This is a genomic window from Neobacillus drentensis (genome assembly GCF_036965645.1).
Taxonomy (GTDB): Bacteria; Bacillota; Bacilli; order Bacillales; family Cytobacillaceae; genus Neobacillus; species Neobacillus drentensis_D.
In genome coordinates this window covers 26,247-49,638 of record NZ_JBALPZ010000056.1, presented here as the reverse complement: position 1 = coordinate 49,638, position 23,392 = coordinate 26,247, and the positions used below count along the sequence as shown (strand labels likewise).

At 44.1% G+C, this 23,392-nt stretch carries 21 protein-coding genes; 20 read left to right on the top strand and 1 reads right to left on the bottom strand.

Annotated features, from left to right (window positions below; genetic code table 11):
- Positions 1–3 precede the first annotated feature (3 nt).
- The 5 genes from V7266_RS11605 to V7266_RS11585 all read left to right on the top strand — a co-directional run bounded on the left by V7266_RS11605 (position 4) and on the right by V7266_RS11585 (position 8,283).
- Entirely contained in the window at positions 4–1,143 is a 1,140-nt protein-coding gene (locus V7266_RS11605; protein WP_335468131.1) for an acyl-CoA dehydrogenase, read from the top strand.
- Positions 1,144–1,158: 15 nt separating this feature from the next.
- Positions 1,159–1,815 carry a TetR/AcrR family transcriptional regulator gene (locus tag V7266_RS11600; protein WP_335468042.1) on the top strand — a complete coding sequence of 219 codons (657 nt, stop codon included), beginning with the start codon at positions 1,159–1,161 and terminating at the stop codon, positions 1,813–1,815.
- 51 nt (positions 1,816–1,866) lie between these two features.
- Positions 1,867–5,115: a fused isobutyryl-CoA mutase/GTPase IcmF gene (gene icmF, locus V7266_RS11595; protein WP_335468041.1), complete on the top strand. Its 3,249-nt coding sequence runs from the start codon at positions 1,867–1,869 to the stop codon at positions 5,113–5,115.
- 643 nt (positions 5,116–5,758) lie between these two features.
- The gene (gene rpoE, locus V7266_RS11590) at positions 5,759–6,358 is read left to right on the top strand and encodes a DNA-directed RNA polymerase subunit delta (protein ID WP_335468130.1); all 600 of its coding nucleotides are present in this window, start codon (positions 5,759–5,761) and stop codon (positions 6,356–6,358) included.
- A 329-nt stretch (positions 6,359–6,687) separates the two neighbouring features.
- Entirely contained in the window at positions 6,688–8,283 is a 1,596-nt protein-coding gene (locus V7266_RS11585; RefSeq protein ID WP_335468040.1) for a CTP synthase, read from the top strand.
- A gap of 208 nt (positions 8,284–8,491) precedes the next feature.
- Here V7266_RS11585 and V7266_RS11580 read toward each other — a convergent pair whose 3' ends face one another.
- Complete coding sequence (locus V7266_RS11580; RefSeq protein WP_335468039.1) at positions 8,492–9,022, bottom strand: DUF2529 domain-containing protein; 531 nt, start codon at positions 9,020–9,022, stop codon at positions 8,492–8,494.
- A gap of 163 nt (positions 9,023–9,185) precedes the next feature.
- Between V7266_RS11580 and V7266_RS11575 the strand changes: the two genes are divergently transcribed.
- The 15 genes from V7266_RS11575 (at position 9,186) to rpiB (ending at position 23,373) form a co-directional block, all read left to right on the top strand.
- Positions 9,186–9,557, top strand: a complete 372-nt coding sequence (locus tag V7266_RS11575) for a response regulator (protein WP_335468038.1) — start codon at positions 9,186–9,188, stop codon at positions 9,555–9,557.
- Positions 9,558–9,792: 235 nt separating this feature from the next.
- Positions 9,793–10,647 (top strand): class II fructose-bisphosphate aldolase, encoded by an 855-nt coding sequence (locus V7266_RS11570; protein WP_335468037.1) that lies wholly within the window; start codon positions 9,793–9,795, stop codon positions 10,645–10,647.
- 500 nt (positions 10,648–11,147) lie between these two features.
- On the top strand, positions 11,148–12,434 hold the full coding sequence (locus V7266_RS11565; protein WP_335468036.1) for a UDP-N-acetylglucosamine 1-carboxyvinyltransferase: 1,287 nt from the start codon (positions 11,148–11,150) through the stop codon (positions 12,432–12,434).
- Positions 12,435–12,764: 330 nt separating this feature from the next.
- The gene (gene rho, locus V7266_RS11560; RefSeq protein ID WP_335468035.1) at positions 12,765–14,030 is read left to right on the top strand and encodes a transcription termination factor Rho; all 1,266 of its coding nucleotides are present in this window, start codon (positions 12,765–12,767) and stop codon (positions 14,028–14,030) included.
- Between the two features lie 244 nt (positions 14,031–14,274).
- Positions 14,275–14,487 carry a 50S ribosomal protein L31 gene (gene rpmE, locus V7266_RS11555; protein ID WP_160724203.1) on the top strand — a complete coding sequence of 71 codons (213 nt, stop codon included), beginning with the start codon at positions 14,275–14,277 and terminating at the stop codon, positions 14,485–14,487.
- 167 nt (positions 14,488–14,654) lie between these two features.
- Complete coding sequence (locus tag V7266_RS11550; protein WP_335468034.1) at positions 14,655–15,251, top strand: thymidine kinase; 597 nt, start codon at positions 14,655–14,657, stop codon at positions 15,249–15,251.
- A 362-nt stretch (positions 15,252–15,613) separates the two neighbouring features.
- Positions 15,614–16,132: a hypothetical protein gene (locus V7266_RS11545; protein ID WP_335468033.1), complete on the top strand. Its 519-nt coding sequence runs from the start codon at positions 15,614–15,616 to the stop codon at positions 16,130–16,132.
- 148 nt (positions 16,133–16,280) lie between these two features.
- Positions 16,281–17,354: a peptide chain release factor 1 gene (gene prfA / locus V7266_RS11540; RefSeq protein ID WP_335468032.1), complete on the top strand. Its 1,074-nt coding sequence runs from the start codon at positions 16,281–16,283 to the stop codon at positions 17,352–17,354.
- Entirely contained in the window at positions 17,347–18,291 is a 945-nt protein-coding gene (prmC, locus tag V7266_RS11535; RefSeq protein WP_335468031.1) for a peptide chain release factor N(5)-glutamine methyltransferase, read from the top strand. Before prfA ends, prmC begins: the two co-directional genes overlap by 8 nt.
- Before the next feature lie 256 nt (positions 18,292–18,547).
- Positions 18,548–19,492 (top strand): stage II sporulation protein R, encoded by a 945-nt coding sequence (spoIIR, locus tag V7266_RS11530; RefSeq protein ID WP_335468129.1) that lies wholly within the window; start codon positions 18,548–18,550, stop codon positions 19,490–19,492.
- Positions 19,493–19,686: 194 nt separating this feature from the next.
- Positions 19,687–20,133, top strand: coding sequence for a GNAT family N-acetyltransferase (locus V7266_RS11525; RefSeq protein WP_335468030.1), 447 nt, complete (start codon positions 19,687–19,689; stop codon positions 20,131–20,133).
- 185 nt (positions 20,134–20,318) lie between these two features.
- On the top strand, positions 20,319–21,362 hold the full coding sequence (locus tag V7266_RS11520; RefSeq protein ID WP_335468029.1) for an L-threonylcarbamoyladenylate synthase: 1,044 nt from the start codon (positions 20,319–20,321) through the stop codon (positions 21,360–21,362).
- A gap of 123 nt (positions 21,363–21,485) precedes the next feature.
- A complete protein-coding gene (locus V7266_RS11515) occupies positions 21,486–22,046 on the top strand; it encodes a manganese efflux pump MntP (RefSeq protein ID WP_335468028.1) in 561 nt (186 codons plus the stop codon).
- A gap of 168 nt (positions 22,047–22,214) precedes the next feature.
- Positions 22,215–22,655, top strand: coding sequence for a low molecular weight protein arginine phosphatase (locus V7266_RS11510; RefSeq protein ID WP_335468027.1), 441 nt, complete (start codon positions 22,215–22,217; stop codon positions 22,653–22,655).
- A 271-nt stretch (positions 22,656–22,926) separates the two neighbouring features.
- Positions 22,927–23,373 (top strand): ribose 5-phosphate isomerase B, encoded by a 447-nt coding sequence (rpiB, locus tag V7266_RS11505; RefSeq protein ID WP_335468026.1) that lies wholly within the window; start codon positions 22,927–22,929, stop codon positions 23,371–23,373.
- The last annotated feature ends 19 nt before the right edge of the window (positions 23,374–23,392 follow it).

Below are 23,392 nucleotides of genomic sequence, written 5' to 3'. Positions count from 1 at the left end.
ATGATGCAATTTAAATTGTCTGAAGAGCATGAAATGATTCGTAAAATGGTTCGGGACTTTGCGCGCAACGAGGTGGCACCGACAGCGGCAGAGCGCGATGAAGAAGAACGCTTTGACCGGGAGATTTTTGACAAAATGGCAGAGCTGGGCTTAACAGGGATTCCTTGGCCAGAAGAGTACGGAGGCATTGGCAGCGATTTTCTTGCCTACTGTATCGCGGTAGAGGAGCTTTCCCGTGTTGACGCCTCAACAGGCGTGCTATTATCGGCGCACACTTCCCTTGCCGGCTGGCCAATCTATAAATTTGGAAACGAAGAGCAAAAGCAAACCTATCTCCGTCCCATGGCAGAAGGTACAAAAATTGGTGCGTACGGCCTAACAGAGCCTGGCAGTGGTTCAGATGCCGGCGGAATGAGAACAACCGCCCGGCTGGATGGCGACCACTACGTCTTAAACGGATCAAAAATATTCATTACCAACGGCGGCGTGGCCGACATCTATGTCGTCTTTGCCTTAACGGACCCAGCAAACAAACAGAAAGGAACGACCGCTTTCATTATCGAGAGTGACTTCCCTGGCTTCTCTGTTGGTAAAAAAGAAAAGAAACTTGGGATTCGTTCCTCGCCGACAACTGAAATTATTTTTGAAGATTGCAAGGTTCCTATAAAAAACCGTCTTGGAGAAGAGGGCGAGGGCTTTAAAATTGCGATGATGACGCTTGACGGCGGCCGCAATGGCATCGCCGCTCAAGCGGTTGGTATTGCTCAGGGCGCTCTGGATGCAGCCGTTGATTATGCGCGCGAACGCCAGCAATTTGGCAAGCCGATTGTAGCCAATCAAGGCATCTCGTTTAAACTGGCCGATATGGCGACTAATATCGAAGCATCTAGACTATTAACCTATCAAGCAGCATGGCTTGAGTCGAATGGCTTGCCGTACGGCAAAGAGTCAGCGATGTCGAAACTATTTGCCGGCGACACGGCGATGAAGGTGACGACGGAAGCGGTTCAAGTGTTTGGCGGTTATGGCTATACAAAAGACTATCCAGTTGAACGCTTTATGCGTGATGCAAAAATTACGCAAATTTATGAGGGTACACAGGAAATTCAGCGACTCGTGATTTCGAGAATGATAACAAGATAAAGGCGGTAACAGGGGATGAAAAAACGAGAAGTTCAGGCCTCTGTCAAAGATGAGCGTCTTGTGCAAAAAAGGCGCGATCAAATGATCAAAGGGGCAGTAGCACTTTTTAAACAAAAAGGGTTTCACCGGACAACAACGAGGGAAATCGCCAAAGCAGCCGGGTTTAGCATCGGCACATTGTATGAATACATCCGTACAAAAGAGGATGTCCTTTATCTTGTCTGTGACAGTATCTATGATCATGTCAGTGAACGGCTTCAAGAAGATTTGGCGGTAGAAAAAGGAACATTGGAAAGCTTAAAGCGTGGGATTGCGGACTTTTTCCAGGTCATGGATGAAATGCAGGCCGAGGTACTTGTCATGTATCAGGAAGTAAAGTCCCTTTCCAAGGACGCCTTGCCATATGTGTTGAAAAAGGAAATGGAAATGGTCGCGATGTTTGAGGAGCTGTTGACTCGCTGTGTCGAGAACGGAGAGCTGAGATTAACACAAAAACAGATTGAGCTCGTCGCCCATAATATTTTCGTTCAGGGACAAATGTGGGGGTTCCGCCGCTGGGCGTTAAGAAAGCTGTTTACGCTCGAGGAGTATATTACGATGCAGACAGAAGTCTTATTATCGGGGATTCAAAACGGGGTCTCGGGAGCCGTAACGGTTCCGGAAAAGGGTTAATCAACAGCGAGTGCTAGAATAGATTCATTTTTTTCCAAAAGGGGGAGCACGATGGGGAACTATCAGCCGCGGCATCATATCCGCTTTGTGACGGCGTCGAGCCTGTTTGACGGTCATGATGCTTCAATAAATATTATGAGACGGATCCTGCAGGCGAGCGGGGCAGAGGTCATTCACCTTGGACATAACCGTTCGGTCGAGGAGGTTGTCAACGCCGCGATCCAGGAAGATGTCCAGGGAATTGCGATTTCGTCGTATCAAGGCGGGCACGTCGAGTATTTTAAATACATGTATGACCTGCTAAAGGAAAAGGGCGCTTCGCATATTCGAATTTATGGCGGAGGCGGCGGGGTGATTATCCCGCGGGAACTGGATGAACTGCACGCCTACGGAATTGCGCGGCTGTTTTCACCGGAAGATGGGCGGACGCTTGGGCTCCAAGGGATGATTAACTTGATGATCCAGGAGTGTGACTTTTCGACGCTGACTTCTGATCTTAGCGGGCAGATTGCCGCCCTGCCGGCTGGTGACGTAAATGCCATTGCCAAACTAATCACCTTAGCCGAACTTCATGTGGATCAAAGGAATGAGGCCGCTGCTGCTGCTGAACAAGTGCTTGAACAAGTGAAGTCACTTGAAAAGGGGATTCCTGTCGTGGGGATTACAGGAACAGGCGGTGCTGGAAAAAGCTCATTAACGGATGAATTGATTCGCCGTTTTATTAATGAATTTCCTGGGAAAAAAGTTGCCATCCTTTCCGTCGACCCGACCAAACAAAAAACGGGCGGAGCACTACTGGGAGACCGAATTCGCATGAATGCGATTTTCTCGCCGAATGTGTATATGCGCAGTCTGGCAACGCGCAGTTCAAAAAGTGAACTATCGCTGGCGATAAAGGACGCCGTCGCAGTCACAAAGGCGGCGGGCTTTGACCTTGTGATTGTCGAGACAAGCGGCATCGGGCAAGGGGATGCTGAAATCACAGAGGTCTGTGATGCGTCGATGTATGTAATGACAAGTGAATTTGGAGCCCCGTCACAGCTGGAAAAAATTGATATGCTCGATTTTGCGGATTTAATTGTTATCAATAAGTTTGAGCGCAAGGGCTCGGAGGATGCAAAGCGCCAGGTGCAGAAGCAGTACCAGCGCAACCATATGCTGTTTGAAAAGGAACTCGACGAAATGCCGGTATACGGTACCATTGCCAGTCAATTTAATGATCCGGGGACGAATGCTTTATTTGCGGCATTAGTGGAAGTCATCAATGAAAAAGCGGGGACCGGTTGGGTAACCTCGTTTAGCAAGGATGCAGTAGTTGAAAAGCAAAATGTGATTATTCCAACGGACCGGCGTTATTATTTACGAGAGATCACTGAGACGGTGCGCGGCTACCACCGCAAGGCCGAAGCGCAGACTGATATTGCCCGGAAATTATTTCAGCTTGAAGGCGCGATTGCCGCGGTTCAAGACCAGCTAGATGTTGTGGCTGCATTAGAAGCAGTGAAGCAGGAAACGGAGGAGCAATTAACGCCGGAATCCCGAAATATCCTTTCGTCGTGGGAACAGACAAAAGAAGCCTATGCGGGGGATCAATTCGTTACGCGCATTCGGGATAAAGAGATTATCACGGTATTAAAATCGAAAAGTTTATCAGGTCTCGACATCCCAAAGGTCGTTTTGCCTAAATATAAAGATTATGGTGAGATCTTGCGCTGGGTGTACCGCGAGAATGTCCCAGGCTCGTTCCCGTATACGGCTGGGGTGTTTCCTTTTAAACGTGAAGGTGAGGACCCAAAACGCCAGTTTGCCGGTGAAGGGACACCGGAACGGACGAACCGCCGCTTCCATTATTTATCGAAGGATGATGCTGCGAAACGGTTAAGTACCGCATTTGACTCGGTGACCTTGTACGGGGAGGACCCGGATTACCGTCCGGATATTTTTGGAAAGGTCGGCGAAAGCGGGGTCAATGTTTGTACGTTAGATGATATGAAGAAGCTGTATGCAGGCTTTGATTTATGTCACCCGTCAACATCCGTTTCGATGACCATTAATGGTCCAGCGCCGATTATTTTGGCCATGTTTATGAACACAGCAATTGATCAGCAGGTGCAGAAGAAGGAAACAGAGCTTGGCCGCACGCTGACCGTCGAGGAGTTCACGGAGGTCCGTGCCTATACATTGCGGACGGTGCGCGGGACAGTGCAGGCGGATATTTTAAAAGAAGATCAAGGGCAAAACACGTGTATTTTTTCAACAGAGTTTGCCCTAAGGATGATGGGGGATATCCAGCAGTATTTCATTGACCATCAAGTCCGCAATTATTATTCTGTGTCCATTAGCGGTTATCATATAGCCGAAGCCGGCGCCAACCCAATATCACAGCTGGCCTTTACGCTGTCAAATGGCTTTACGTATGTTGAGTACTATTTGAGCCGCGGCATGAAGATTGACGACTTTGCACCAAACTTGTCGTTCTTTTTCTCCAATGGTCTGGATCCCGAATACACGGTGATTGGCCGGGTGGCGCGGAGAATTTGGGCAACAGTGATGAGGGATAAGTACGGGGCGAATGAGCGCAGTCAAAAGCTTAAGTATCATGTTCAGACCTCAGGGCGGTCGCTGCATGCGCAGGAAATTGATTTTAATGATATCCGGACGACACTGCAGGCTCTAATGGCGCTCCATGATAACTGTAATTCGCTGCATACGAATGCCTACGATGAGGCCATCACCACGCCGACTGAAGATTCGGTGCGCCGGGCGATGGCAATTCAGATGATCATTACAAAAGAGCACGGCTTAACGAAGAATGAGAATCCGCTGCAGGGATCATTTATTGTGGAGGAATTGACGGACCTGGTTGAGGAAGCGGTGCTGCAGGAGTTTGACCGCTTGAATGACCGCGGCGGGGTGCTGGGTTCGATGGAGACGCAGTATCAGCGCGGTAAAATCCAGGATGAATCGATGTATTATGAAATGAAGAAGCATACCGGTGAGCTGCCAATTATTGGCGTCAATACCTATTTGAATCCGAATCCACCGTCTGTGGAAGAGGTGAATAATATGGAGATCGCCCGGGCAACGAAAGAGGAGAAGGAATTGCAAATTCATAATTTGCGTGCCTTCCAAGAAGCTCATACGAACGAAACAGCGGCCGCTTTAAATCGCTTGAAGGCGGCAGCCGTGAACAATGGCAATATTTTTGCAGAATTAATGGAAACGGTTAAATCTGCAAGTCTTGGGCAAATCACAAGAGCACTTTATGAAGTCGGCGGCCAGTACCGTCGGAATATGTAAAATGGAATACGAAAAGCAGAAGCGCCTTGACCAAAGGCTAAAGCCCAAGGTGCGGGAGCTGGACAATTTCCTAAAGTTTCAACAATGCTAAGGGTAGAAACGGTGACAGGCACCATGCCAAAACATGGTGCCTTTTAGTTCTTGTCTATTTTTGTGGTAAAATATTTTTGCTTAATAATATTAAATTCATCTCTTATCTTATATAATCATACTAGCTTTCAACTCGATGTTTTTTTAGGCAGGTGTTCAGATGAGGAGTATTCACATAATCGTTATTTTAATTTTTTTCGCCTGGCCATTATACTATCTTTATGAACGTGAACTAGGTGCCGTTTCATTTCTGCTTTTGGCAATCTTCTTTTTATATATTTCCGTAAAGGAAATTAAAAAACTAAAAAGGGAAAAAACTGAGAACAAGGATTAGTCCCTCTTTGCAAAAAATCAACTGAAACTATCGGGTTGTACTAGCATAAACACCAATAATTTGTTTATAATGAAGAATATGCAAAAATTTAGAAGTGCGGATAATGTAAGCCCGCACGGAAGCTAGACAGTTATCAACATATTTTCATACATAAAAATCTTAACTGTCCTGACTGACTCGAAAGTAATGAGCGTTAAATAGAGAAAGGAAGTGCCAATAGTGACTTTAGCACAATACTCAAAAGAGGAATTGCAAGAGTTTTCCCTCATGGAAATGGCTTATGAATATTTAAAAAATAGCAAGCAGCCAATCTCCTTTCATGAATTAGTGAATGAGATTAAAGCGGCAGCTGATATATCGGACGAAGAAATTCGTTCACGTCTGGCACAATTTTATACCGATATCAACATTGACGGCCGTTTTCTCTCGTTAGGCGAAAACCGCTGGGGACTTCGCGTTTGGTATCCGGTTGATACAGCTGAAGAAGAGGTTATCACAGCTGTTAAACCGAAGAAGAAAAAGGCGAAGAAAGTTGTGGACGAAGACGAACTTGAAGATTTCGATGAAATCGATGACGAGGAATATGATGATCTTGACGACTTCGCCGATGATGAAGATGATCTTCTCGATGATGATGATGATGATTTAGATGATCTTGATGACGTGGATGAATTTGACGATGACGATGATGTCCTTGACGATGACGATGAAGATGAGGAATTCGAGCTTGATGAAGACGAAGTTCTCGATGATGATCTAGATGAAGAAGAGGACGAAGAGGAAGAGTTCGACGACGTAGAAGAAGACGAAGACAAGTAAGTTTGGTTGAAAGCTGAGCCATTTGCCGTTTTGTTGGATTGAGGAAAACGGCTTGACTTTTGATTCAAGCCCCTGTATTATCTTTTTTGGGCTCCTTTTAAAAGGACGAATGAATATAACGAATATGCGCTCCCCTCGCAAAGCAGCGAGTGGGGCGCTTTTTATTTTTATGTCAAGATTTAGAGCCAAGCTAAGGCACTGAACCTTTTCAAGAAAACTCCCACACAAGGAGTTTTTTCGTTTTTGGAGCAATAGGGAAATAAATTTTTAAAAAAATATCCTTAAACAACCTGAATAATGCACAAACTGTTATGGAGGAGGACTATTTTATGACAAAGTATATTTTTGTTACCGGTGGTGTGGTGTCATCACTTGGAAAAGGGATTACCGCTGCTTCTTTAGGGCGTTTATTGAAAAATCGAGGTTTGAATGTAACGATCCAGAAGTTTGATCCGTACATTAACGTGGACCCAGGAACCATGAGCCCTTATCAGCATGGGGAAGTTTTCGTAACTGACGATGGTGCGGAAACGGATTTGGACCTTGGCCACTACGAGCGCTTTATCGACATTAATCTAAACAAGTACTCAAACGTAACAACAGGGAAAATTTATTCAACTGTCCTAAGAAAAGAGCGCCGCGGCGATTATTTAGGAGCAACCGTTCAGGTTATTCCACATATTACGAACGAAATCAAAGAACGCTGCTTCCGCGCTGGCAAAGAAACCAATGCAGATGTCGTCATTACTGAAATTGGCGGAACGGTTGGGGATATTGAATCACTGCCATTCCTAGAGGCAATTCGTCAAATTAAAAGTGACATTGGCAGCAAAAATGTGATGTACATTCACTGTACGCTGATTCCGTACATAAAGGCAGCCGGTGAAATGAAGACGAAGCCGACCCAGCATAGCGTGAAGGAACTGCGCAGCCTTGGAATTCAGCCAAATATTATTGTCGTAAGAACGGAGTTCCCTGTTTCGCAGGATATGAAGGATAAACTTGCTTTGTTCTGTGATATTGATGCGAAAGCGGTCATCGAATGCCGCGATGCAGATACCCTTTATTCCATTCCACTTGCCTTACAAGATCAAAACATGGACCAAATTGTCTGCGATCACTTGGAATTAAATACCCAAGCTGCAGAAATGACGGAGTGGACAGCACTTGTAGATCGGGTTCTAAACCTTTCTGGTAAAGTCCGCATCGGTCTTGTTGGTAAATATGTTGAACTTCAGGATGCCTACATTTCGGTTGTGGAAGCAATGAAGCATGCCGGTTACGCATTTGATACAGATGTAGAAATTAAGTGGATTAATTCTGAAGATGTTACGCGTGAAAATGTAGCAGAACTTCTTAGCGATGTCGATGGCGTCCTTGTGCCAGGCGGATTTGGCGACCGTGGGATTGAAGGGAAAATTGAAGCAACCCGTTATGCTCGTGAGCAGAAAAAGCCATTCCTTGGTATCTGTTTAGGTATGCAGCTGGCAACTATTGAGTATGCCCGCAACGTATTGGGTTATGCTGATGCACATTCAGCAGAATTCCTGCCTGAAACGAAACATCCGATTATTGACCTTCTTCCAGAGCAGAAGGATGTCGAAGATTTGGGCGGAACTTTACGTTTAGGTCTTTATCCTTGCCGGCTTGTGGAAGGGACAAAAGCGTTTGAAGCTTATGAAGATGAAGTGGTATATGAGCGCCACCGTCACCGTTATGAATTTAACAATTTCTATCGTCAAGAAATGGAAGCTGCCGGATTTACTTTCTCGGGGACAAGCCCTGACGGCCGGTTAGTGGAAATTATTGAGTTGAAGGACCATCCATGGTTTGTGGCGTCCCAGTTCCATCCAGAGTTTGTTTCAAGACCAACGCGCCCGCAGCCGTTGTTCCGCGACTTTATTAAAGCTTCGATTCAAAAATAATTTTGTTTTATGGCCAGTTCCTTGTTTGAGGACTGGTCTTTATTTTTGGCGTTAAATGGGAAAACGGCCAATCTTGCTGGAAAATGAGCCAATGGTGCGCCAAAATCAGCCATTGCTGTCGAAAAAATGGCCAATCAACACGGAAAATGAGCCAATCACCCACTAAAATCAGCCAATCAAAAAAATAGGGCCCACCAAGGCCCCATTTCTACTCTTCATATTCCGCTAAAATCTCATCAATCGTAAATTTTAATCCATGATAGACAAATAATGCTGCCATGGCAGCTGGATAACCATAGCGATTTCCGACATCATCGGGAAGCAGCCCCTTTTTTAATTGCAAATCGATATGAACATCTGCTAACTGGGATAAATCCTCCTCGCTAGATTCCAACACGGTCGAAATAGCGACAAAAGGTATCATCTTCTCACGCAAACGTTTTGCCAGCTCAACTGCAGGAACATCGTTAGCCAATCGTGTAAATAGGAGGACACGGTCGGCATCTGTGATCCTATCTAGATCGGTCTCAGTCAAAGATTTGGCACTACGTAAGGGTTCAGCACCATAGACCGCTTCAAATTCCACTGCTTTCATTTCTTCGGCACCCCATATATAAATGGAACCGTCACCTGCTGGTGCTTGGGCCAGTAAGCGGGCCCCATCTTCAAACGAAAATTCTTCTTTTTCTGCGATTTTTTTAAAAATACCCGTTAACTGGGTTGTAAACATTTTTAACATAGTAACCCTCCTTGTACGCTATCTATTATAAGCTTTTTCCAGCGTAACCAAAAACAATTGTAAAATAACAAATAAATGCGAAACTTTAAGCAGGATATTTATTTCCAGAGGTAGAAATATAACAAGTAAAAGATAAATACTAATCAAGGAAGAGGTGGAGTTTATGAAAGAGAAGATTTTAATTGTCGACGATCAATTTGGCATTCGTATCTTGCTGAATGAAGTGTTCCAAAAAGAAGGGTATCAAACATTTCAGGCTGCAAATGGAGTCCAAGCCCTTGAGATTGTGACAAATCATCAGCCGGATCTTGTCCTTTTGGATATGAAAATTCCGGGTATGGACGGTATTGAAATTTTAAAACGAATGAAAGTTATCGATCCAGAGATTCGCGTCATCATCATGACCGCCTATGGTGAATTGGACATGATTCAAGAAGCCAAAGACCTTGGTGCTCTAACCCATTTTGCAAAGCCATTCGATATTGACGATATTCGTGCGGCAGTCCGCAAACATATACCGCAAAAAACAAATTAAAAGATAAAAAGTATGCTTAAAATATAGATTTACCAATGGGTGCGCTTACAATGTGACAGTTTCAAAAAACATGCTCGAATGATGGCATTTCCTCCTTTCTTTTGATATGATACATATGACTTTAACCGGCTGTATATCATTTTTGATTTATACATAATTGGCAAATCGAAGGGAAAACCTTTTATGGTAGGCCATGTTTAAAATGATATTCAACCTAATTTAAGGAGGAAGAGAAATGCCTTTAGTATCAATGAAAGACATGCTTAACAAAGCGAAAGCGGAAGGCTATGCTGTAGGTCAATTCAACTTAAATAACTTAGAATTTACGCAAGCGATCCTTCAAGCGGCACAAGAAGAGAATGCACCCGTAATCCTTGGTGTATCTGAAGGTGCTGCTCGTTATATGTCCGGATTCAAAACGGTTGTAAAAATGGTAGAAGGCTTATTGGAAGATTTAAAAGTAACTGTTCCTGTAGCTATTCACCTTGACCACGGTTCAAGCTTTGAAAAATGTAAAGAAGCAATCGATGCAGGTTTTACATCTGTTATGATTGACGCTTCACACCACGCATTTGAAGAGAACGTTGAAATTACTAAAAAGGTAGTAGATTACGCTCATTCAAAAGGTGTTTCTGTTGAAGCTGAACTTGGAACAGTCGGCGGACAAGAAGACGACGTTTCTGGAAGCATTATCTATGCTGATGCTAACGAGTGTGTCGAGCTTGTAAAACGTACAGGTATCGATTGCTTAGCTCCTGCATTAGGTTCTGTTCACGGTCCTTACAAAGGTGAACCAAACCTTGGTTTCAAAGAAATGGAAGAAATCGGTAATCTAACTGGCATGCCATTAGTATTACACGGCGGTACTGGAATCCCAACAAAGGACATCCAGCGTTCTGTTTCTCTTGGAACTGCAAAAATTAACGTAAACACTGAAAACCAAATTGCCTCTGCGAAAACAGTTCGTGAAGTATTAGCGGCAAAACCAGAGGAATATGATCCACGTAAATACTTAGGACCAGCTCGCGACGCCATCAAAGCAACTGTTGTTGGCAAAATCCGTGAATTCGGTTCAGCAGGCAAAGCTTAAGATTAAGCGAAACTATAATAAAACTGAAAGCCGTCCTTCCTGAGGGCGGTTTATGTTTAGGATAAGAATTCTGAAAATTTAGTCGACATATTTACAAAGAATAAAAGCTTTGTCCCAACCCTTTAACAGAAAGGGATTGAAGGGTTCTTAAGTACTGAAAAAACCGCACAAACGCCAAAACGTTCCATTGGGAACACTCCCTCTATTTTTCAAATCAAAACAGACTTTCACAGCTGCTGGACAAAATGCCATAATTTTTTTTATTATAAATACATGAAATTCGGATTTTCGTGTAAACTAATGATAGACAAGCTGTCGGAATTTGACTTTTTGTGTTGGAAAAATATACCTATAGCCTCGCTGGGTACCAGTGGTCTTTTTAAATAAGGTCCAGCACGTTTGAAGTCTTTTGCACACTTCAGCGTGCTGGGGTCTAGAATGAAAGTCCCGTACTGACAACCATTCACGCACCTTTGTGGGCTTTAGAAGGGAGTCAATTAATGGAAAAACTTAAAATTGCGGGCGGTTATCCGTTAAAAGGAACAGTTCGCATCAGTGGAGCGAAAAATAGTGCCGTTGCCTTAATTCCGGCTACGATTTTAGCAGAATCACCCGTAACAATCGAAGGTTTACCGCACATTTCGGATGTGGAAATCTTAAAGGATTTGCTCGAGGAAATCGGCGGGAAAGTCTCGATGACTGATGAGGAAATGACGGTTGACCCTTCAACGATGATTTCAATGCCGCTGCCAAATGGAAAGGTTAAAAAGCTTCGTGCATCCTATTATTTAATGGGAGCCATGCTTGGGCGGTTTAAAAAGGCGGTTATTGGCCTGCCGGGCGGCTGTTATCTTGGCCCAAGACCGATTGACCAGCATATTAAGGGCTTTGAAGCACTGGGCGCTCAAATAACGAACGAACAAGGTGCCATTTATTTGCGTGCGGATGAACTTCGCGGTGCTCGGATTTACTTGGATGTAGTCAGTGTAGGGGCGACGATTAATATTATGCTGGCAGCCGTACGTGCTAAAGGACGGACCATCATCGAAAATGCCGCAAAAGAACCGGAAATTATTGACGTGGCTACATTGTTAACTAATATGGGTGCAAAAATTAAAGGGGCCGGAACCGATGTGATTCGGATTGATGGGGTTGAAACCCTGCATGGCTGCCGTCACACCATTATTCCAGACCGGATTGAGGCAGGAACCTATATGATTCTAGGAGCTGCTGCCGGTGAAGGAGTATTGGTGGATAACGTCATCCCGCAGCATTTAGAATCTTTGATTGCAAAGCTCCGTGAGATGGGTGTTCGAGTTGAGACTAGTGATGATCAAGTGTTTGTGGACGGTTCAGCAAGTTTGAAAGCGGTTGATATCAAAACACTTGTTTACCCTGGATTTCCAACGGATCTTCAGCAGCCATTTACGACTCTATTAACAAAAGCCTCAGGCTCTAGCGTGGTTACTGATACCATTTATGGTGCCCGTTTTAAACATATTGATGAACTTAGAAGAATGAACGCGAATATCAAGGTGGAAGGACGTTCCGCGATCATCAACGGTCCTGTACAGCTGCAAGGGGCGAAAGTGAAGGCAAGCGATCTGCGTGCCGGAGCAGCTCTTGTGATTGCCGGCCTGCTCGCCGAAGGGATAACGGAAGTAACTGGTCTTGAGCATATTGACCGTGGCTATAGTAATTTAGAAGAAAAACTAAATGGTCTCGGTGCTACTGTATGGCGCGAAGCACTGACGAAAGAAGAACTGGAACACCTTAAAAACACATAAAATAGTTTTTACGCTTTGGTAATGGTGACAGGCACCGTTAACACTATAAGCACAGTGGAAGAGGCTGGATTGATTGCATCTAGTCTCTTCATTTAGTTAACAATGGTATGAAATATTTACCAATATTGGGATTAATAATTTTTAGTTGATTAATTTTTTGTTCAGAGGGTAAAATAGTAATTGTTTTTATTATGCATGTATTCTGCAAACCTATTCATTTCTTTTTCTACTTCTATTTCAATTCCTCTAAAATCTAATTATTATCAAACCTGGACAATCTCTCGCTCATAAGGCGGATTTGCTGGAAAAATTTTAAAGAGTGGTGTACAAATGGAATTAACAATTTCAAGTTTAGAAAATATGAAGCTGAAGGAACTTTATGAGCTTGCTCGCGAATATAAGGTTACCTATTACAGCAAATTAACGAAAAAAGAACTTATTTTTGCAATCTTAAAATCTCGCGCTGAACAGCAGGGCTTTTTCTTCATGGAAGGCGTACTCGAGATTATTCAATCAGAAGGTTTCGGGTTTTTACGGCCAATCAATTATTCGCCAAGCTCAGAGGATATTTATATTTCCGCTTCCCAAATCCGCCGTTTTGATCTACGGAATGGAGACAAGGTGTCCGGTAAGGTTCGACCTCCAAAAGAAAACGAGCGCTATTATGGCTTACTTCATGTAGAAGCCGTCAATGGAGAAGATCCAGAGTCGGCGAAAGAACGTGTCTACTTCCCTGCCTTAACTCCGCTTTATCCAAATCGTCAAATGAAGCTAGAAACTACACCTAAACATTTGTCAACGAGGATTATGGATGTAGTGGCACCGGTCGGTTTTGGTCAGCGTGGTCTGATCGTTGCTCCTCCAAAGGCTGGTAAAACGATGCTGTTAAAGGAAATTGCTAACAGTGTGACTACCAATCATCCAGATGTTGAGTTAATTGTACTGTTAATCGATGAACGTCCGGAAGAGGTAACCGATATTGAACGTTCTGTCGCAGGCGATGTGGTCAGCTCGACGTTTGATGAAGTGCCTGAGAACCATATCAAAGTCGCTGAACTCGTACTTGACCGAGCGATGCGTTTGGTAGAGCACAAGCGTGATGTTGTCATTTTGATGGATAGTATTACGCGTTTAGCACGTGCTTATAACCTAGTCATCCCGCCAAGTGGACGTACGTTATCTGGTGGTATTGACCCGGCAGCGTTCCATCGTCCGAAGCGTTTCTTCGGGGCGGCCCGAAATATTGAAGAGGGCGGCAGCTTAACGATTCTTGCTACGGCACTTGTGGACACCGGTTCACGGATGGATGATGTCATTTATGAGGAATTCAAGGGAACTGGTAATATGGAACTGCATCTTGACCGTCAGCTGGCGGAGCGCCGTATTTTCCCTGCGCTTGATATTCGCCGCTCTGGTACGCGAAAGGAAGAGCTTCTGATTCCAAAGGATCATTTGGATAAATTATGGGCGATTCGCAAATCGATGTCAGATTCACCAGATTTTGCCGAGCGTTTCTTGAAAAAATTACGCCAGACAAAGTCCAATGAAGAGTTTTTTGCTCAATTAGGGGAAGAGTTAAAGAGTAGAAGATCGTAGCACCTTATCTGTGGGACTAGCCTGGTTAAGGCTCCCCGGCACGCCCGTGGAACGCGAGCGACTGCAGCGGTGTTCAACAGCCTAAATTAACTTTGATTTTCAAAAAAATCCCAACTTGCAAAATTAGGTTACCCTTGTTATAATGGGTGCAGTGTGTTTGAAGTATTTCATGCTTGTTTTTAAAAAGACAGGCATTTATATAACTCTGTTTCGAATGATTCAGGGCGGAAGGAGATGAAAAGAAATGAAAGCAGGAATTCATCCTAATTATAAAATGGTAAAGGTGACTTGTGCATGCGGTAATACGTTTGAAACTGGTTCAGTTAAGAATGAGATCCGTGTTGAAACTTGTTCAGAATGTCATCCATTCTATACTGGTCGTCAAAAATTCGCTGAAGCCGGCGGACGTGTTGATCGTTTCAACAAAAAATACGGCCTTAAGTCACAACAACAATAACTACTCAAGAACAGGCAAGAGGACCTATGGCTTGCCTGTTTTTTATTGAAAAAAATTAGAGTATTCACATAGATATGCAGGAAAAATACTTAAATATAGTTGAGAATTCAGCTTAAAATAGACAATATAGTCGTAACAGGGTTCGTTATAGGAAGGAGACACCGTTTATGTACTTAATGAAACAAAGCGGATGGGTTGAGGTTATCTGTGGCAGTATGTTTTCTGGAAAATCAGAGGAATTGATTCGTCGTGTTAGACGGGCTCAGTTTGCAAAACAAAATATAGCTGTATTTAAGCCGAAAATTGATAATCGCTACAGTGAGCAGTCTGTAGTTTCCCATAATGGTACTTCTTTTCATGCGAAGCCAATTTCCCATTCAATTGAGATTCTGCATCATGTAGAGGCTGATATTGATATTATTGCGATAGATGAAGTTCAGTTTTTTGATGAAGGGATTGTCCGGGTTGTTCAGCAGCTGGCTGACAGCGGTCACCGTGTGATCTGCGCCGGCCTTGATATGGATTTTCGCGGTGAGCCGTTTGGTCAGATGCCGGCCTTGATGGCGGTAGCGGAGTCGGTAACAAAGCTTCAGGCCGTTTGTACGGTCTGTGGTTCACCATCTAGCCGAACACAGCGTTTGATTGACGGCCGTCCAGCATCCTACCATGACCCAGTGATATTGGTAGGTGCCGCAGAAGCGTACGAGCCGCGCTGCCGCCACCACCACGAAGTCCCAAAAACATCACCCATACCAGCACGCTAATCGGTGGTGCCTTCGATGGTGCCTGTCACCGAAAACGTGGTTAGTAATGTGAAAAAATAATAATCGGTGCCTGTCACCGTTAACACTGTCTGAGAGTTGATTTCTCAGGCAGTTTTTTGTGTCTTGGATTCGGTTGGGATACTGGTTTGTGGTGGTTGATGGTATTAAATGAGGCTTAGGCGGAATCTTCGCTGGATTTGGCGGAAATATGAATAAAATTGGCGGAATTCTAGGTGAAACAAGCGGAATTACGTCCCGAGTTTGCTGGAATTACCTTTAAAACAAGCAGAATCTCCGTTGTATCCTCTTACGAACCCTGCCCTTGGAAAGATTTTTCTCGCTCAAAATAATCAGAGCAGGGCATGATAGTAAAGGGAGGTGGATCAAAGTTGAAAAAATGGATTTCTCTCGTAAGTATCATGTGTATGTTTCTATTGGGCGGCTGTAAGGGAGCTTACCTTGGTTCGGATGATAATGTCAAAAACGTTAGCAAAAATAACTCTAACCAAATGAACATCCGTGGCAATAATGTAGATTCCACAGCTGACCGCGGCAAAAATAAGCAGCACAAGGTTGAAGACGATATCACCAACCAAAACCCAAACTTCCTTGATCTGAAGCACACGGGCAGCGGTGGTGAAGCTGGTGCGACCAATCACGGCAACGATATCAATAAAGCAAAACAAGTGATTGCTGATACAAACGAGTTTAGAACCGACTCCGTATGGATTAACGGTGACCGCATGTGGGTAACTGTTTATAAAAAAGGAATGTTCTCTGATAAAACTAGAAACGATGCAGAGGCACGCCTTCATCGTAAGCTGGTTAATGCGCTCCCGCGTTATAATATTGAAGTGCGAGTCCAGGAAGACCGCAGGTAACATGCTCTGATTTAGGGCATGTTTTTTTGTATGAAAAAAAAGGGGCTTGACCTAAATAAAAAATTTCTCCCTCAATTTGGTTTTGACGGAGGTTTTCACCTATACTATAATTAGAATGTTATGGACTAAAACTCGAGGTGAATGAACTGTGTTTGATCGTCTTCAATCCGTGGAAGATCGCTATGAAAAGTTGAACGAACTTTTAAGTGATCCAGAAATTATTAATGATTCAAAAAAACTACGCGAATATTCAAAAGAACAATCTGATATACAAGAAACCGTACAAACCTACCGCCAGTATAAAGAGGCTCGTGAGCAGCTTCAAGATGCAAAGGCCATGCTTGAGGAGAAGCTTGACGCTGAAATGCGTGAAATGGTGAAGGAAGAAGTTAATGAGCTTGAGGCCCAAATTGAAGAGCTTGAAGCCAAAATGAAAATCCTTCTTGTTCCAAAGGATCCAAACGATGACAAAAACGTTATCTTTGAAATCCGTGGTGCAGCAGGTGGAGATGAAGCAGCTTTGTTTGCTGGTACCCTTTATCGGATGTACAGCCGGTATGCAGAAGCTCAAGGCTGGAAAACGGATCTTATTGATGCCAGCCCAACAGGCCTGGGCGGTTACAAAGAAATTAGTTTTATGATTAATGGTCAAGGTGCATACTCCAAATTGAAGTTTGAGAGCGGTGCCCACCGCGTACAGCGTGTTCCGGAAACTGAATCTGGCGGCCGGATTCACACATCTACGGCAACGGTTGTTTGTTTGCCGGAAGCGGAAGAATTTGAATATGAAATTCATGAAAAAGATATCCGTTTTGATACGTTTGCCTCAAGCGGCGCCGGCGGACAATCCGTTAATACGACGATGTCAGCCGTTCGTTTGACTCACCTTCCAACTGGAATTATGGTTTCCATCCAGGATGAAAAATCCCAGCATAAAAACCGGGATAAAGCGATGAAAGTATTACGTGCACGTGTTTATGATAAATTCCAGCAGGAAGCACAGGCTGAGTACGACCAGGTTCGTAAATCCGCAGTCGGAACGGGTGACCGTTCTGAACGGATCCGTACGTACAACTTCCCGCAAAATCGGGTAACCGACCACCGTATTGGTTTAACGCTTCAAAAATTAGACCAAATTGTAGAAGGTAAGCTGGATGAAATCATTGATGCCTTGATTATGGATGAACAGGCAAAAAGACTAGAAGAGGCAGCTAATGAGTAAAAAAGTATTCGAGGCCCTAAAATGGGCTTCTTCTTTTTTAGTTGAAGCAGGTCGTGATGAGAACGCCGGCGAACTATTGCTGCGCCATTTTGCGGGAATGTCAAGGGCGCAGTTGTTTGCCAACATGCGGGAGGATTTAGAGCCAAGTGTCTGGGAGGCGTTTGAAAAAGCGGTGCGTGAGCATGTAGAAGAGAGTGTGCCGGTCCAATACTTAATTGGTTCTGAAGAATTTTATGGCCGGACTTTCATGGTTAACGAAGAGGTCCTCATCCCACGGCCGGAAACTGAAGAACTCGTCTATGGAACACTCCAGCGTATGAAAGAGACCTTCAACAACCACCAGGAAATCCGCTTAGCCGATATCGGCACAGGCAGCGGCGCCATTGCCATCACACTAAAGCTGGAATTCCAGCTTGCAGCAGTGCAAAAGGTAAAAATGGTGACAGGCACTGATAACAATGCGGAGACGTTACAAAAGGTGACAGGCACCATTAAGGTAGCGGCTACTGATATTGCGGAGGGGTCGCTGGCGGTGGCGCGGGAGAATGCTGTGAGACTTGGAGCGGATGTCAGGTTTATTCAGGGGGATTTACTCCAGCCGTTTATAGAAAACGGTGAGAAACTGGATGTGGTGGTATCGAATCCGCCTTATATTCCACTCGCCGATATGGATACCATGTCTGACGTGGTAACAGAGCATGAGCCGCATCGCGCCCTGTTTGCTGGTGATGATGGCTTGGATTTTTACCGCAGTTTTATGACGGAGCTGCCGCAGGTTCTGGCGCCAACTGCCCTCGTTTGTTTTGAAATTGGGCTGGGGCAGGGAGAAGCGGTAGCAGAGATGTTTCGAAATACCTTTCCAAAAGTGAATGTCGAAATTGTTAATGATATAAATGGCAGGGATCGGATGGTTTTTGCCGAAATTAAAGGATGTTAACCTCTGGCCGGGTTTAACATCCTTTTTATATTTAGACTAAGTAATAGAACTCTGTTGATTGGAGCGGAAGGCACGCCCGCAGAAAGCGAAGCCGCCCGGAGTGGATCAACAGACCACCTTGATACACAACTTACATGTAGAGAACTTTTTCAGAGCCCTCCCCAATTTAATAGAGTTTTTCAAATTTACTAGTTTAAGATTCTTATTCTTTGTCCAAAATGAAACTATCGAAGGGCAAAGGGGTTGGCTAGAGATGATGAGAAGCAAACTAATCGTTTGGGGATACTTAGTGATTTTATCATTGGGAACAATGTTGAATTTATATATGCCAAAGACTGAAGCAGCGGCAAAGGAATCGATTGTCATTCCAGGGGAAGCCATTCGCCTTAGAATTTTGGCAAACAGTGATTTTGAAGAAGACCAGGCGATCAAGCGCAAGGTGCGCGATGCGGTCAATGCCCAAATCACTCTTTGGGTACAGGATTTAACTTCCATGAATGAAGCAAGGAAAGTCATTAATGGCAAGCTTCCTGAAATTCAAGATATTGCCGAAAAAGTAGTTCGTGAACAAGGCTCCAATCAGTCGGTTAAGGTGGAATTTGGAAAAGTTCAATTTCCAACTAAATTATATGGCCAGTATCTATATCCAGCCGGTGAATATCAAGCCATTTTGATAACGTTAGGCAAAGGGGAAGGAGCGAACTGGTGGTGTGTCCTATACCCGCCATTATGCTTCCTTGATTTTTCAAATGGAGTTGCTGTGAGCGATGGTTTTGAGGAAAAGCATGTGGCAAAAGCAGAAACCATTAGTAAAAAGAAACAGGAGGATGCTAAAACAGATGTGGCAGCCGTCACCTCTGCTCCTGCAGCCGTGGAAGAAGAACAAACTGAAACAGTAAAAGAAGTAGAAGAACCTGTGAAAGAAGTTGTTCAAGTCCAAAAAAAAATCGCAAAGAAACCGGTTGAAGAAGTAGTAGAAAAGAAACTAGTAGAAGATGAACCGGTAGTAAAGAAGCCAGAAGCAGAAGTACAAGACGAGGAAAAACATACAGAAGAAGTACAAATGACAAAGAAGCCTGCAGAAGAGAAAAAGATCAAGAAGGCAGCAAAAAAAGAAGCTCCTCTATATACTGCTAAAGATGAAGAACCTGTAAAGGTAAAGTTCTTTGTAGTGGAAATGTGGGAGAAAATGTTTAACTAAACCAGTCCAGCCCTGGACTGGTTTTTTAGTGCGCTGATAGGAAAGGATAACTATCCTTTCAGGTCTAAGCGTAACACCACCCCTGGGGTCTCCGCAATCGGTAAGTTTTCTAATAAAAATTACGCATCCATCCGTTCTATTATCTCTAGTTTTTCATAGTAATAGAGTAGAATCTTTTAAATGAGGTGGATAGGATGCAGGCAATAATTCGCAAGGCTAATCAAGAAGATTTGGCAAATCTACGAGAATTCCTGACAAGAGCCAACTTAGGGACTGAAGGACTAACGGCAGAAACCGTTGACTGCTTTCTCCTGCTAGAAAACCCGGACGGCACAATCCGCGGTTCTCTCGGCATGGAGGCGTTTAACGAACACGGCATGCTGCGCTCATTGGTGGTCTCACCTGGACAAGCCGATAAAGAAATCTTCGTTCTCTTTGATCAAATGGTCCAATTAGCAAAAGAAAAAGGGATGAAAAGCTTGTTTTTGGCAACAAATAAAAGGGTAGCCTTGCCATTTTTCGAATTAATGGGCTTTCAAAAAATCGAACAGGCAGCGTTACCCACAGAATTTAATCACTCTGAGCACATTCGACACGTTTTAAATGTGGATAACTCATTATTTTTAAAATTTTCTATCTAGTTGTGGATTAATCCACAAAGTTATCCACTTTTTCCTCAAACTTATACACAATTTGTGGATAAAACTTGTATTTATACCCACCTTCTTTTATACTTTCAAACGTACAAGGTGAACAAATAGGAGTTTTTCCGTGTAAATTCGCCAAATTTCGATAAAAGTCTCGTCATCAATAAAGGTGGATAACTATGAACACAGATGTTTGGAAAGTGGATAAAGATGTGGATAATCTCGAAAATAATCCACAGGTTGTGGATGCAGCCAATTTTTTGAGAAAAAATGAAGTAGTCGCCCTGCCAACAGAGACTGTTTACGGCCTGGGTGGAAATGCCGAAAATGATGAGGCTGTCGCCAAAATTTTCGCTGCGAAAGGACGGCCAGGGGATAATCCGTTAATTATTCACATTGCCGACCGTAAACAGCTTAGTAGATTTGTAACAGAGGTGCCTGAAACGGCGGAAAAACTGATGGATGCCTTTTGGCCGGGCCCGTTGACGATTATTTTTAAAAAGAAGGATGGCATTCTTTCTGAAAAGGCAACTGCAGGTCTCAACACTGTTGCCGTTCGGATGCCGGATCATCCCGTCGCACTGGCACTGCTGAAAACCTGCGGGCTGCCGATTGCCGCCCCTAGTGCGAACAGTTCTGGAAAGCCGAGCCCGACCAAAGCGGAACATGTATTAGATGATTTAAAGGGAAAAATTGCGGGTGTAGTAGACGGCGGAGCTACAGGAGTGGGCGTGGAATCGACTGTGATTGATTGTACTGCTGCCACACCCGTCATCCTAAGACCGGGCGGCGTCACAAAAGAGCAGCTTGAAGAAGTAGTCGGTATAGTAGAGGAAGATTCGGCCTTAAAGGACCAGTCTGCGCGTCCTAAGGCACCTGGCATGAAATATCAGCATTATGCGCCAAATGCCCCGCTTTATATGGTGGCAGGCCCGAAGGAATTTTTGCAAACATTAGTAACAGAGAAGGAAGCGGAAGGACTCCGGGTGGGTGTGTTGACAACGGAGGAAAATCACCATTTCTATGAGGCTAATCTTGTTCTATCCTGTGGCAGAAGGGCCGAGCTTGATACGGTAGCAGCCTCTCTCTATGATACGCTGCGCAGCTTCAACCAGGGACAAGTAGATATTATTTTTAGCGAAATTTTCCCAAATGAAGGCGTTGGGCACGCCATCATGAACCGCCTGGAAAAGGCAGCGGGTCATAAGCTCATCACTGAATAATACCGGAACTCCTTGCAGGAGCTTCGGTATTTTTTATGCCTTGGATTCCATTGCCAAATCGTACTTCTATTTCCGATTGGACGTGCATAGGCTAGGATAGTTAGTCCAAGGAGGCGTAGAGGAGTGTCAGAAATGGCTGGTGAACTTTTAACATTAATAATAATGGCATTTGCACTTGGGATGGATGCCTTCTCGGTTGGTCTTGGCATGGGAATGTACAAACTGCGGCTGAGGAGAATTTTTTATATCGGCCTGATGATTGGCTTATTCCATGTATGGATGCCGCTCTTAGGTCTCATAGCAGGGAAATTTCTATCCGAAAAATTCGGTGTCTTTGCGACGATCATTGGCGGGCTGCTTCTCATGGTCCTCGGTCTGCAAATGATTTGGTCAACCTTTAAGAAAGAAGAAGCGAAGGTAATCACACCAGTAGGCTTCGGCTTACTGTTATTTGCATTGAGTGTGAGTCTGGATAGTTTTTCGGTTGGTTTGACTTTAGGGATCTATGGAGCAAAAACGATCATGGTAATTTTGTGCTTTGGGATCATAGCGGCCATCCAAACCTGGGCAGGACTTTTGCTCGGCAGAAAGGTTCAAGGCTGGCTGGGAACGTATAGCGAGGCCTTAGGAGGAACGATTTTACTTGGGTTCGGTTTAAAACTTCTAGCAAATATTTGGCAATAGAACCTATGAATCATTTAAAACTCCTTCAAGGTTATGCTAGACTAGAATTGGCAGGACCGTCTGGGACAGGTTTAAAGTGCTTTGATTCGGGATGCCTGCTTTGGCTTCATTCATTTGATTTATCTAACCATATTCTGGGTAAAATTTTAACGAAGGGGGCGTTTCAGGTTGCGTCATATTTTGTTTGTTTGTACAGGAAATACATGCAGGAGTCCGATGGCAGAAGCCATTTTAAAAAATAAAAATATCGTGGATGTGAAGGTAAAGTCGGCCGGAATTTATGCGGCAAACGGCAGTGAGGCGTCCATTCATGCGAAGCGGGTGCTGGATGACAATCAGGTGCCGCATCAGCATCGCTCACAATTGTTAACGGCAGAAGCTGTTGAGTGGGCGGATCTTATTTTAACCATGACAAGTTCTCACAAATTTGCCATCCTGCAGCAGTTTCCCAATGTAGTCATGAAGGTATTTACGTTGAAAGAATATACCGGTGAAACTGGTAGTCAAGATGTGGTCGATCCATACGGCGGCAGCCTTGCGATCTATGAAGAGACTTATCACGAGTTAGAAAAATTAATTGATAAGGCAATTGAAAAATTTAAAGCATAGTGGATGGCGAATGGTGTCAACCTTTTTTGAAAAAACTAAATGAAGAATGGACAAGGTAGAGCTCTCTTAGGAAAAAGAGGGCTATTATTTTTTTAGTTTATCGCTTCAGATCATGAAGGTTTCTGCTTTAAATTTTTGAGTCGGTGTGTCAAAATGATAACAGATTACCTTAAGATAGGCAGGATCCAGATGGCAGCGAGGATTGTTTGTTGGGGAGGACACCACCTTTAGTTTTTTGAATTTTACGATAAGAGAATTAGGAGGATTTTAGATGAAAGTGGCATTAGCGTCCGATCATGGCGGTGTGAATATACGTAAAGAAATCGCCAATTTATTGGAAGAATTAAAGATAGAATATGTAGATTTTGGCTGTGATTGTGAAACATCAGTGGATTTTCCAGATTATGCATTGCCTGTGGCAGAAAAGGTAGCAAACGGTGAGTTTGACCGCGGCATTCTAATTTGTGGAACAGGGATTGGGATGAGCATTGCTGCTAATAAGGTAAAAGGCATCCGCTGTGCTCTTGTTCATGATACGTTTAGTGCCCGCGCGACACGTGCCCATAATGATTCGAATATGCTGGCGATGGGCGAACGCGTCATTGGACCAGGACTGGCCCGCGATATCGCCGAGATATGGCTGACTGGAGAATTCGAGGGCGGCCGCCATGCGAACCGGATTGGGAAAATAACGGAGTATGAGAAAACGCATCTCTAAGCAAGGTTGAAAGAAGGGT

Excerpts from the sequence above, each read along its gene's own strand:
- V7266_RS11545 (WP_335468033.1), top strand. The coding sequence starts at position 15,614 with ATGATAGTAAAGGGAGGTGGATCAAAGTTGAAAAAATGGATTTCTCTC.
- V7266_RS11520 (WP_335468029.1), top strand. The coding sequence starts at position 20,319 with ATGAACACAGATGTTTGGAAAGTGGATAAAGATGTGGATAATCTCGAA.
- V7266_RS11600 (WP_335468042.1), top strand. The coding sequence starts at position 1,159 with ATGAAAAAACGAGAAGTTCAGGCCTCTGTCAAAGATGAGCGTCTTGTG.
- V7266_RS11585 (WP_335468040.1), top strand. The coding sequence starts at position 6,688 with ATGACAAAGTATATTTTTGTTACCGGTGGTGTGGTGTCATCACTTGGA.
- V7266_RS11605 (WP_335468131.1), top strand. The coding sequence starts at position 4 with ATGCAATTTAAATTGTCTGAAGAGCATGAAATGATTCGTAAAATGGTT.
- V7266_RS11570 (WP_335468037.1), top strand. The coding sequence starts at position 9,793 with ATGCCTTTAGTATCAATGAAAGACATGCTTAACAAAGCGAAAGCGGAA.
- prmC (WP_335468031.1), top strand. The coding sequence starts at position 17,347 with ATGAGTAAAAAAGTATTCGAGGCCCTAAAATGGGCTTCTTCTTTTTTA.
- rpiB (WP_335468026.1), top strand. The coding sequence starts at position 22,927 with ATGAAAGTGGCATTAGCGTCCGATCATGGCGGTGTGAATATACGTAAA.
- rho (WP_335468035.1), top strand. The coding sequence starts at position 12,765 with ATGGAATTAACAATTTCAAGTTTAGAAAATATGAAGCTGAAGGAACTT.
- V7266_RS11525 (WP_335468030.1), top strand. The coding sequence starts at position 19,687 with ATGCAGGCAATAATTCGCAAGGCTAATCAAGAAGATTTGGCAAATCTA.
- V7266_RS11550 (WP_335468034.1), top strand. The coding sequence starts at position 14,655 with ATGTACTTAATGAAACAAAGCGGATGGGTTGAGGTTATCTGTGGCAGT.
- V7266_RS11565 (WP_335468036.1), top strand. The coding sequence starts at position 11,148 with ATGGAAAAACTTAAAATTGCGGGCGGTTATCCGTTAAAAGGAACAGTT.
- spoIIR (WP_335468129.1), top strand. The coding sequence starts at position 18,548 with ATGAGAAGCAAACTAATCGTTTGGGGATACTTAGTGATTTTATCATTG.
- V7266_RS11580 (WP_335468039.1), bottom strand. The coding sequence starts at position 9,022 with ATGTTAAAAATGTTTACAACCCAGTTAACGGGTATTTTTAAAAAAATC.
- rpmE (WP_160724203.1), top strand. The coding sequence starts at position 14,275 with ATGAAAGCAGGAATTCATCCTAATTATAAAATGGTAAAGGTGACTTGT.
- V7266_RS11575 (WP_335468038.1), top strand. The coding sequence starts at position 9,186 with ATGAAAGAGAAGATTTTAATTGTCGACGATCAATTTGGCATTCGTATC.
- icmF (WP_335468041.1), top strand. The coding sequence starts at position 1,867 with ATGGGGAACTATCAGCCGCGGCATCATATCCGCTTTGTGACGGCGTCG.